This is a genomic window from Citrobacter sp. wls757 (assembly GCF_005280935.1).
Classification (GTDB): Bacteria; Pseudomonadota; Gammaproteobacteria; order Enterobacterales; family Enterobacteriaceae; genus Citrobacter; species Citrobacter portucalensis.
In genome coordinates this window covers 1-11,459 of the sequence record NZ_SZWU01000051.1, presented here as the reverse complement: position 1 = coordinate 11,459, position 11,459 = coordinate 1, and the positions used below count along the sequence as shown (strand labels likewise).

At 53.9% G+C, this 11,459-nt stretch carries 9 protein-coding genes; 2 read left to right on the top strand and 7 right to left on the bottom strand.

All coding sequences use genetic code 11. The features are described from left to right. Positions 1 to 77: 77 nt before the first annotated feature. Positions 78 to 761, top strand: a complete 684-nt coding sequence (gene yjcO, locus FDW94_RS13890; RefSeq protein WP_137377762.1) for a Sel1 family TPR-like repeat protein YjcO — start codon at positions 78 to 80, stop codon at positions 759 to 761. 78 nt (positions 762 to 839) lie between these two features. On the opposite strand, the gene gltP is transcribed toward yjcO, so the two are convergent. The 7 genes from gltP to nrfA form a co-directional block, all read right to left on the bottom strand. After that, the gene (gene gltP, locus FDW94_RS13885; RefSeq protein WP_020996087.1) at positions 840 to 2,150 is read right to left on the bottom strand and encodes a glutamate/aspartate:proton symporter GltP; all 1,311 of its coding nucleotides are present in this window, start codon (positions 2,148 to 2,150) and stop codon (positions 840 to 842) included. Positions 2,151 to 2,494: 344 nt separating this feature from the next. Beyond that, on the bottom strand, positions 2,495 to 3,106 hold the full coding sequence (nrfG, locus tag FDW94_RS13880) for a heme lyase NrfEFG subunit NrfG (RefSeq protein ID WP_003826658.1): 612 nt from the start codon (positions 3,104 to 3,106) through the stop codon (positions 2,495 to 2,497). After that, positions 3,103 to 5,316 carry a heme lyase NrfEFG subunit NrfF gene (gene nrfF / locus FDW94_RS13875; protein ID WP_137377761.1) on the bottom strand — a complete coding sequence of 738 codons (2,214 nt, stop codon included), beginning with the start codon at positions 5,314 to 5,316 and terminating at the stop codon, positions 3,103 to 3,105. The genes nrfG and nrfF overlap by 4 nt, the downstream gene beginning before the upstream one ends. Before the next feature lie 8 nt (positions 5,317 to 5,324). After that, positions 5,325 to 6,281, bottom strand: a complete 957-nt coding sequence (nrfD, locus tag FDW94_RS13870) for a cytochrome c nitrite reductase subunit NrfD (RefSeq protein WP_032942109.1) — start codon at positions 6,279 to 6,281, stop codon at positions 5,325 to 5,327. Next, positions 6,278 to 6,949, bottom strand: a complete 672-nt coding sequence (gene nrfC, locus FDW94_RS13865; RefSeq protein WP_003031761.1) for a cytochrome c nitrite reductase Fe-S protein — start codon at positions 6,947 to 6,949, stop codon at positions 6,278 to 6,280. The genes nrfD and nrfC overlap by 4 nt, the downstream gene beginning before the upstream one ends. After that, positions 6,946 to 7,512 (bottom strand): cytochrome c nitrite reductase pentaheme subunit, encoded by a 567-nt coding sequence (gene nrfB / locus FDW94_RS13860; protein WP_003826649.1) that lies wholly within the window; start codon positions 7,510 to 7,512, stop codon positions 6,946 to 6,948. Before nrfB ends, nrfC begins: the two co-directional genes overlap by 4 nt. 44 nt (positions 7,513 to 7,556) lie before the next feature. Beyond that, positions 7,557 to 8,993, bottom strand: coding sequence for an ammonia-forming nitrite reductase cytochrome c552 subunit (gene nrfA / locus FDW94_RS13855; protein ID WP_003826647.1), 1,437 nt, complete (start codon positions 8,991 to 8,993; stop codon positions 7,557 to 7,559). Between the two features lie 435 nt (positions 8,994 to 9,428). Here nrfA and acs point away from each other — a divergent pair, with 435 nt between their 5' ends. Further along, positions 9,429 to 11,387: an acetate--CoA ligase gene (gene acs / locus FDW94_RS13850; RefSeq protein ID WP_003826645.1), complete on the top strand. Its 1,959-nt coding sequence runs from the start codon at positions 9,429 to 9,431 to the stop codon at positions 11,385 to 11,387. The last annotated feature ends 72 nt before the right edge of the window (positions 11,388 to 11,459 follow it).

Here is an 11,459-nt window from a genome sequence, read left to right as displayed (position 1 = left end):
CCTCCATTCGGAGGCCGTTTTTTTATGCATATAATCTCTCTATACTGTTCATTCCCTACACTAAATCTAAATATAAGATGAAACGACTTTTCGCCTTGATGGTGTTAATGACATGCTTTGTCCATGCCGAAGAGCCCGGTAGTCAGTTTTTGAAAGCCGCCGAGTCCGGAGACCGACGTGCACAATATTTCCTCGCTGATACCTGGTTTAGTTCAGGCGATTTGAGCAAAGCGGAATATTGGGCGCAAAAAGCCGCCGACAATGGTGATGCCGATGCTTACGCATTGCTGGCACAGATTAAGATTACCAATCCGGTCAGTCTGGATTACCCCCAGGCCAAAACGCTGGCGGAAAAAGCGACCCAGGCAGGCAGTAAAACCGGGGAAATTACGCTGGCGCGTATTCTGGTCAATACTCAGGCTGGACACACCGATTACCCCAAAGCCATTACCTTGCTGCAAAACGCCTCCGAGGACCTGGAAAACGACTCCGCCGTCGACGCGCAAATGCTGCTTGGGCTGATTTACGCCAACGGCGTGGGTATTCCCGCAGACGATGAGAAAGCGACGTGGTATTTCAAACGTAGCTCTGCCATTTCCCGCACCGGCTATTCCGAATACTGGGCCGGGATGATGTTCTTAAACGGTGAGCAGGGTTTTATCGTGAAGAATAAACAGAAGGCACTGCACTGGCTGAATCTGAGCTGTACGGAAGGATTCGATACCGGCTGCGAAGAGTTTGATAAGTTAACCAACGGGTAGTCGTTGTAGGCCTGATAAGCGTAGCGCCATCAGGCAACCCGGAGCAGGTTGCCTGATGGCGGCGTTGCCTTATCCGGCCTACAAGGCGGTTTTATCAAATTTACCTAATACTTCGCGCTCATAGGCCAGCGCTTTTTTGCGGTCAAATTTGTGTTCCCACTTGGAGATAACCAGCACCGCCAGTGCGTTACCCACCACGTTCAGCGCGGTACGCGCCATGTCGAGGATACGGTCAACACCGGCAATAAACGCCAGGCCTTCCAGCGGGATCCCCACGCTGCCCAGCGTTGCCAGCAGCACCACGAATGATACGCCCGGCACGCCCGCAATCCCTTTCGAGGTCACCATCAACGTCAACACCAGCACGATTTCCTGCCACAACGACAGGTCGATACCATACAGCTGCGCAATAAAGATCGCGGCAATACTCTGGTACAGCGTTGAACCATCAAGGTTGAATGAGTAGCCGGTCGGCACCACAAAGCTGGTGATTGAAGCCGGTGCGCCATAGGCTTCCATCTTCTCGATAATACGCGGCAGTACGCTCTCGGAGCTGGCGGTAGAGTAAGCCAGAATCAACTCGTCTTTCAGAATGCGGATCAGGATCCAAATGCTCAAACCGCAGATACGCGCGACAATCCCCAGCACCACCAGCGCGAAGAACAGGATGGCAAAGTGCACCAACAGCACCAGCTTCGCCAGCGGCCACAGGGAGGCAAAACCGAAGTTCGCGACGGTAACGGCAATCAGCGCGAAAACGCCGACTGGCGCATAGCGCATAACCATGTGGGTCACTTTAAACATGGTTTCGGAAATAGAGCGGAACACGGTAACCAGCGGTTCGCGGTGAGTTGCCGGCAGGGAAGACAAACCTAAACCGAACAGCACCGAGAAGAAGATAATCGGCAGCATATCGCCTTTTGCCATCGAGGCGACGATATTGGTCGGCACCAGTGACAAAATTGTCCCCATCAAACCATGCGCGTGGCTCTGTACTTCTGCAGTCGTGCTTTGATATTTCGAAATATCCACGGTCGCCAGTTGCGACATATCAATCCCGGAACCCGGCTGGAACACATTAGCCAGCGTGATCCCAAGGATAATCGCCACGGTGGTGATCACTTCGAAATAGAGAATAGTTTTGGCGCCAATGCGGCCCAGCTGTTTTGCATCACCGACTCCGGCAATACCGACAACCAGCGTAGAGATGACAATGGGCACAACGATCATTTTGATCAGATGGATAAAGATATCGCCCGCCGGTGACAGCAGGTTTACAACCAGCCATTCACGGCTGTCACTATGGTAATGCAGGTAACTCCCTAGCAGAATGCCCAGCACCATGGCGATTAGAATCTGCCATGCCAGGCTGACTTTCAAATTTTTCATAACAACGGACTTCCTCGATGGAGCGCTATTCCACATGCGGTGTGTGGGAATAGTACATACTGAAAGGGTATGAATTGTGTTGCGTTCGTTTATGGAGTTTTTTAACGCTTATTATCATTATCATCTGCATGGCATTCCGCGCAACCCTCTAAGAACAGGGCTTTTGGCTGATTTTATGCATAAAAATGCAATTTTATCGCGGTATTGATGAATAACTTTTTGTTATAAAAGAATTTTAATATGTTCAAAAATGAAGAAGTCATGGTGTGAGTTTTTTTCGCCCATTTGTTCGTTTGCCTGTTTTTTAAACAGGCCAAATGATACAAATCACAAAAAAAACAAATTTATTTTTGCCGATTCTGCAATAACTTCGCCATATTAATAGAGTCAACGAGCTGTGCCCGGTTCACCCTAGGCGAATTTAAATCCATAACCTTTTGCCACACTGAAATAGCCTGGGCGTAGTCTGCCTGCATAAACGCATCTGAGGCTAACAGCATCAGCGCGGTGACCTCTGCCGGATCCAGCGCCAGAGCCTTATCAATCATCTCGCGAGTGGGTGGCGTCATATGTTGTCCGGCCTGGTAATACAATACCGTTGCCATCGCTGAATAGATCTCAGCATTTTCACCGCCGACACGCAGCGCCTGCTCGTAGGCCAGCAGCGCATTATGATACGCGTTTTGCCAAAGATAGTACTCCCCGAGTTGCGCCCATTTCACGCCGTCCTGGGGATTAGCGCGAATCTGCGATTGCAGCAAAAGCAACTGTTTTTCCTGAACATTCTCATCGGAGAAAGCATGTAAAGGATCCGCCAGCCGCGTCTGCTCCTGACGAACCGCCTGCCATTTTGGCGTCAACAAGTAGCCTCCAATGCAGGCCACAACCATCAGCACCGCCGCAGCGGTCAGCCGCTTCACAGGCATTGGGCGTAACAGCGGTTCGGACTGGTTCATTGTTCACCTGCCTCCGTATGCTGACGTCTTCTCACTCGCCAGACCACCACCCCTACCAGCAATAACAACAGGCACGGTAACGCCCACAGCAGCAGCGTTTGCTCATTCAGCGGCGGATTATAACGAACGAAGTCACCATAACGCTCGGTCATCCATGTCGTGATCTCGGCTTCGCTTTTCCCTTCCGCCACCATGCTATAAACCTGATGGCGCATACTGACCGCTACCGGCGCATTGGATTCCAGCAAGTTTTGGTTTTGACACTGCGGGCAGCGAAGCTGGCTGGCAATGGACAGCGCTTGTTCCTGCTGTTGCGGATTTTCAAAGCGCCAGGTATCCACAACCTGGGCATGGGTGGTAAAAGGTAGAAAAATCAGTAAAGCCACAAGTAACATCGTTTTGCCGGATGGCGGCGTGAACGCCTTATCCGGCCTACCCTGCTTTTCACTCGTAGGCCTGATAAGCGCAGCGCCATCAGGCAATAACTCTGGATGCTTCCTTCCTCGCCATGCGCTCAGCAGCGCGCCAAAGACCATTAATAGCCCTCCACCCCAAATCCAGCGCACGCCGGTCTGCACGTACAAACGCATGGCATAGCGGTCAGGTCCGGTTTTTTCACCCATTACCGCATACCAGTCATGCATCAGGTTCCAGCGGATCCCCGGCTCCATCATCTGTTGACGGCGCGCGGCATAGAAGCGCCTTTCAGGTTGCAGGCTGCCAATACGTTTCTCATTGTGCCACAGCGTGATCTGCGCTTTTTCACTGGTGTAGTTACCTTTGGCTTCCAGGTCGAGACGCTCAAAACGGAAAATGTAACCCGCCAGTTCAACCTGCTGCCCAGGGCTCAGGTTCAGGCTTATCTCCTGACGGCTACCGCTGGAAAAGACGATCCCCGCCGCAAACACCAGCACCCCGGCATGCGCCAGCAGTGCCGGAAGCTGGATGCGGAAAGACACGTTGCGGCTTCTGACCGTTGCCAGCACGATAACCAGTAGCATCAGCAGGCCAAAGGGCAGCGTAGCACGGTTAAAGTATGGTGCGCCTACGGAGAGCCGTCCCCAGCCGAACAGCCCGTAAATCATCGGGTAGAGCGTGCCAATCAACACAATCAGCAGCACCGCACTAAAGAGCAGCAGCGCAACCAGAATCAGCATCTCGCGTGACCAACCGCCAAAACGCGCATTCTGCCGGACTTGCTGGCCCCGCCAGGCGTACAGCCCGAGCGACGCCAGACTCAACACGGTAAACAGCGCAAACAGCGGCGCGGCGCGGACGTTATCCAACGCGAAAGCATGTACCGAAACGAGAATGCCGGAACGTACAATCAGCGTCCCAAGCAGCGATAAAATCAGCGTGACGATCGCCAGTAGCAGCGACCAGTGGCGGAAGATTCCGCGCTGGCGCGTGATATACAGGCTATGCAGCAGCGCGCTGGCGGAAAGCCAGGGTAATAAGGAAGCATTTTCAACCGGGTCCCAGAACCACCAGCCGCCCCAGCCCAGCTCGCAGTAGGCCCACCAGGAGCCGAGGATAATCCCCAGCGTCAGCGCGCACCAGCCGGGCAGCGCCCAGCGCCAGCACACCCAGGCGCTCTGCGCATTAAAGTCACCCCGTAGCAGCGAGGCCAGCGCCACGCCTGCCGCCACCATCAAACCACCGTAACCCAGGTACAGCAGAGGTGGATGGAGGATTAACCCGAGATGTTGCAGCATCGGGTTAAGGTCGCGCCCTTCAATGGCTGGCGGGAAGATACGCACAAACGGATCGGACCATACCACCACAAACAGTAGCAGCAGGGCCGTAATCATTGAGAGGACGCTGAGCGTCAGCGGAAACAGCGCGTCGGTATCACGCCGATAGCGTAAAGCGAACAGCGCGCTCCAGCCGGAAAGAAACAGCACCCACAGCAGCAGCGATCCTTCATGACCGCCCCACACCGCCGCCAGTTTTAATCCCCACGGCAGTAGACTGTAGCTGTGCTGAGCAACGTAGACCACCGAAAAGTCGCTGGTCAAAAAGCAGAATACCAGAATGGCAAAAGCCAGCAGTAGCAGGGTAAATTGCGCCCACACGCCCACCGTTGCAAGGCGCATCACCCCTTGCCAGCGCTGGCGGACACCCACCAACACGGCAAGCGGGGTCAACACGTTGACCCCAAGGCTTAATAACAGCGCCAGAAAACCGGCTTCAGGAAGGAGAACGTCCAGATATCACCTTACGCAACGGTTAGCTGACCCGCATAGAGTATAAAAAAACGCAGCAGCAGTACGCCGGTCAGGCTGGCGCCGCAGACTGCCAGCACGCCATGAAACGTCGAACTGCGGTTGGCCCAGGGTTTTAGCAGCATCGGCAGTATCAGCCCAAGCCCAGCCACGCCAAGCCAGAACCACCAGGTCCAGAATCCACCGCCCAGTGCCGCCGCCAGCGCGCGCATTTTGCCGTCATCGCCCAGCGCCAGACCAACAAAGAACGCCGCCAGCAGGAAGATCTCCAGCCATACCACCGGGACTTCCATGCGATGCACAAAGTGCGCTTCGGTGCTGTGCGGGTTGCTACGATGGCGTAACGCCATGGCGATCAGCGCCACCGCGGCGCCGGAGGAGATCCCAGAGAACAGGAACAGCACCGGCAGGATCGGGTTATTCAGGAACGGGTAAGATTTCAGCGCCGACAGCAGAAAGCCGGTGTACGCCCCGAGCAGGACCGCCAGCACCAGCATTAACGTCTCAAGCGCACGATGGAACGGCGCAATCAGCGTCAATACTTTCTGCACGATACCTAACCGCGGCAGCCAACGCTGTTGCAGGGCAATTACTTCTTTTTCAAAGATTTTTGCCAGCCACAGCACTAACACCACCATGTACAACTGGAACAGCATGACCCCCATCGACATCACCGAAGTGAAGCTGTAGTGGAACATCAGTTTCCAGAAAGTCCATGGCCGCGTCAGGTGGAACACCAGAATCAACAGACCGAGGATAATCGCCCCCGGCCCTAACACCAGCGTAGTGCGCAGCAGCGTGCTGTCCGAACCGCCCGCCTCCGGATGGAAGCGACGCAGCAGAATCGCCAGCGTGACCAGTCCGGCAGAGATACCTATCAGGAACAGATAGATGGCAATGGGCCAGTCCCACACCAGTGATTCAAAATGAAATGCAGAAGCGGATGTCATTGGCTCACCTCCCCAAATTTAAAGGGAACGCGGTAGACCTTCGGTTTTGTACCCAACGCCAGCTTGTAACGGTAGGTCGTTTTCTGCTGCAACAAACGGGAGATATCGCTGTTGGGATCGTCCAGATTACCAAACGTCAGCGCCTTCGTCGGACATGACTCAACGCAGGCGGGCTGTTTGCCCGCTTTCAGGTTGGTTTTCCGGCAGAAATCGCATTTATCCGCCGTTTTGCTCACCGGATGGATAAAGCGCACGCGATAAGGACACGCGGCAATGCAGTACTGGCAGCCAACGCAAAGGTCCGGGTTCACATCCACAATGCCGCTGGCGGCATCGCGATACGATGCCCCCGTCGGGCAGACGTCAACGCAGGGAGCGTGGTCGCAGTGCTGGCACGAATGACGGAAGAAGCGATACTTCACATCAGGAAACGTTCCTTGCGGCTCACTGCGAATAATCGTCAGACGCGATACGCCTTCCGGCACGTTGTTGACTTCGCGACAAGCATCCATACAGGCCGTACAGCCGATGCATAATGACTCATCATGTACCATACCGTAACGCACGCCGTTGATGTTCAGCGTCTTCGCCACAACGCGCCCCGCCGTCCCGCTCACTGCCACCAGCGCGCCGACGCCGGTGATAAACTGGCGACGAGAGCAACTCATGGATGCTCCTTAAGCAACGGAATCGACGCCGGGTTAAAGTTCGGATTGTTACGCTGATCGCTGTGGCAATCGACGCAAATCTTGATCCGTCCTTTATCGCTCAGCGTTTGCATCGTGTCTTGCTTCGGATGCAGTGAGTGACAACTGGCACACGCCACTTTGGTTACGTGGACATCGTGCGGCCAGAACGCTTTTTGCAGCTGCTCAGGCAGGTGACAGGACATACAGACGCTGTTCTGCTGCTCCACGTTGTACATCGGCTCATTAAAGCGCATCACATCTTTCACCCCTTCACGGTGGTTCGGTGACGGCTGGCCGTGACAGTTGGTGCAGGTGACCGGCAGTTTGTTATTCGGGTTGATGACTTCCGCATGCTTACCATGCATGCCTTCGGTATCCGGCTTGTGACAGTCCAGACAGGCGGCATCCGGATTACGCTGTTGGGTAACCGTCCAGCGTTGATCCGACTCCTGCGGCGTTGGCGTGGCAGTGATTCCACTCAGGCTCCATAACAAGCCTGACGCCAGCACCCCAGCAGTTAATAACGAACGTAATACGCTCATATTCACTCCGTTGAGTTATCCGCCCCTTGCGGGGCGGAATGGGGTTATTGGCTTAACAGACCGTTTTTACGTGCCTGATCTTCCCACTGTGGAATCACCGTTTTGATGAAGTCCTGCTTCTCAGCATTGATTTGCTGCATGTTCAGACCAATCGCCGCCTGGGCTTTCTCTTTGGTCGAGATATCCGGCAACGGAATTTCATGCGTGATGCCTTTGGTCGCCAGCAGACGGACCAGTTTGGTACGCGCGTCGGCGGCTTTATCCATTGCGCTACCCAGCATCCGCAGGCCTTCTTCCGGGGCGTGCATATGAATGCCATGTGAGGCGATAGACAGGTCCCAGCGCCATTGTGCGTGACGGATATCTTCCAGAATCGGCTTCATTTCCGCTTCAGTCGCGCCCGCATCCCATGCGGCTTTCGCTTCGAAGTGCGCACGAACCAGCTGATCTTCAACTTTGATTTTCAGGTCATGAATAGCCTGTTTACGCTCGGCGACCACTTTTTGCAGGGACGCTTTGTCCTGGGTGTGGCAGTTCGCGCAGGTCTGAGGGAAGTTGTCGAACGGGTTACCAATCTTATGGTCGGTGTAGATCTTGCCTTCCGCGTTTTGCACTTTCGGCATGTGACAGTCGATACAAGTCACGTTGTTCTTGCCGTGAATGCCCGCGCTCCAGGTTTCATACTCCGGGTGCTGCGCTTTCAGCATCGGCGTTTTAGACAGGGAGTTGGTCCAGTCAGAGAAAGCAATGTTGTCGTAGTATTTCTCCATGTTCTCGACTTTCATGCCGTCGTCCCACGGGAACTTAACGGCTTTGTTTTTACCGTCGAAGTAGTATTCCACGTGGCACTGGCCGCAGACCATGGATTGCTGGTCAAAGCGACCGGCTTTCTCAAACGGTTTACCGATGGCTTCCATCGCGCGTTCTGCATAAGGACGCGACAGAGTCAGTTCTGGCTTGCCTTTGGCGAAGTCTGGTGACGCGGTATTATGGCAATCCGCACAACCGAGGTTGTTAACAATTTCCGGACCGCCGCGCGCCCATTTACCGTGGAAGTAGCCATCTTCACCGTCTTTCTGGATAAGACGCGCTACGTCCGGGCTTTTACAGCTCCAGCAAGCCATCGGCAGCGGACCATCTTCTGCCGTTTTTGGTGCGCCGGTACGTAAGGTTTCACGGACATCGGTCACGGCATACGCGTGTCCCCGCGGTTTGTTGTAATCGCGCGAGAATGGGTATCCCGCCCACAGGATCACCAGACGCGGATCTTCTGCCAGTGCATCTTCACGGGCTGATTGCTCAGACGTGGCTTTCCAGGAGAGATATTGATCGGGATGCTGAGGTGCGAAGGTTTCATTCTTCGCTTCAACGGTGACGGTTTTTGCAGGTACAGAAGTTTGTTCAGCGTGAACAGCAGAAATAAATAATAAAGGTAATAACAGGCTGAAGAAACGGCGTACGCGTGATTTTATCCTTGCCATAGGGGTCTCATCCAGATGACGCCATTATCTGCAATGGCGGTTCTTTTATTGTTTTCCACAACAGCAACCACACGAATACTGTCATGACATTGCTCCACCCTATTTGTAACAAGAAACCACACTGAAAATGTTGTTTTTAATCAATTGTAAGTGTATGTAAAATACCACTTTAGAGTTATAACACCCCCTCTAATCTCTCACTCTTTTGTCTAATTCAGAGACAGATCACCTTTTCAACAATCCTTTAGATAACTGCATGTTATCGCGAGATTTAATCAATTTTTGCTAGTTCCCTTCAAAATTCAGTTTGTCGCTAATTTGCACAATTCGTTTATTGCGTGATCTGCCGCGCAAATACTAAACAAAACTCTCAAAGCCCCTACATTTAACGTTTATGAGACATATTATTAACATCCTACAAGGAGAACAAAAGCCATGAGCCAAATACATAAACACGCTATTCCCGCAAACATTGCGGATCGTTGCCTGATAAATCCGGAGCAGTACGCAGAGAAATACCAGCAATCCGTTAACGAACCCGACACATTTTGGGGCGAGCAGGGAAAGATTCTTGATTGGATCAAGCCGTACAGCCAGGTGAAGAACACCTCCTTCGCACCAGGCAACGTGTCTATTAAATGGTACGAAGACGGCACCCTGAACCTGGCCGCAAACTGCCTTGACCGCCATCTGCAGGCAAACGGCGATCGTACCGCCATTATCTGGGAAGGCGATGACGCTACCCAAAGCAAAAACATTACCTATCGCGAGTTGCATCGCGATGTCTGCCGTTTCGCCAATACGCTACTGGATTTAGGCATTAAAAAAGGTGACGTGGTGGCCATTTATATGCCGATGGTGCCAGAAGCTGCGGTTGCCATGCTGGCCTGTGCCCGCATTGGGGCCGTGCATTCTGTCATCTTCGGTGGTTTCTCACCGGAAGCCGTCGCCGGACGTATTATCGACTCCAATTCACGCCTGGTGATCACCGCCGACGAAGGCGTACGCGCCGGACGCGCTATCCCACTGAAAAAGAACGTGGATGATGCGCTGAAAAATCCAAACGTAAAAACCGTTGAACATGTGGTCGTCCTCAAACGTACCGGTGGTAAAACGGAGTGGCAGGAAGGCCGTGACCTGTGGTGGTCCGATCTTATTGAGAAAGCCAGCTCAGAACACCAACCGGAAGAGATGAACGCGGAAGATCCGCTGTTTATCCTGTATACCTCCGGTTCAACCGGCAAGCCAAAAGGCGTGCTGCACACCACCGGCGGGTATCTGGTCTACGCTGCAACCACCTTTAAGTACGTGTTTGATTACCATCAGGGCGATATCTATTGGTGCACCGCTGACGTGGGTTGGGTAACCGGACACAGCTACCTGCTGTACGGCCCGCTGGCCTGCGGCGCAACCACGCTGATGTTCGAAGGCGTACCAAACTGGCCAACGCCTGCGCGTATGTCGCAGGTTGTGGACAAGCACCAGGTCAATATTCTGTATACCGCACCGACCGCCATTCGCGCACTGATGGCAGAAGGCGACAAAGCGATTGAAGGTACTGACCGTTCGTCGCTGCGTATCCTGGGTTCCGTTGGCGAGCCGATCAACCCGGAAGCGTGGGAGTGGTACTGGAAGAAGATCGGCAACGAAAAATGTCCGGTCGTCGATACCTGGTGGCAGACCGAAACCGGGGGATTCATGATCACCCCACTGCCGGGCGCTACCGAGCTGAAAGCTGGTTCTGCAACCCGTCCATTCTTTGGCGTACAGCCTGCGATTGTCGATAACGAAGGTAATCCACTGGAAGGCGCGACGGAAGGTAACCTGGTGATTACCGACTCGTGGCCAGGCCAGGCGAGAACGCTGTTTGGCGATCACGAACGCTTTGAGCAAACCTACTTCTCTACCTTCAAGAATATGTACTTCAGCGGCGACGGCGCGCGCCGTGACGAAGATGGCTATTACTGGATCACCGGACGTGTGGACGATGTGCTGAACGTCTCTGGCCACCGTCTGGGAACGGCTGAAATCGAATCGGCGCTGGTGTCACATCCGAAGATTGCCGAAGCCGCGGTGGTGGGAATTCCGCACAATATTAAAGGCCAGGCGATCTACGCCTACGTCACGCTGAATCACGGTGAAGAGCCGTCACCTGAGTTGTACGCCGAAGTTCGCAACTGGGTGCGTAAAGAAATTGGCCCGCTGGCAACGCCAGACGTGCTGCACTGGACCGACTCACTGCCGAAAACCCGCTCCGGCAAAATCATGCGCCGCATCCTGCGCAAAATTGCGGCGGGCGATACCAGCAATCTGGGCGATACCTCGACCCTCGCCGATCCTGGCGTCGTGGAGAAACTGCTCGAAGAGAAGCAGGCCATCGCGATGCCATCATAACAAAGTCCTGAAAATGCCGGATGGCGACGCGAAAGCGTCTTATCCGGCCTTGTATTATCCTCTCTGTGCAGA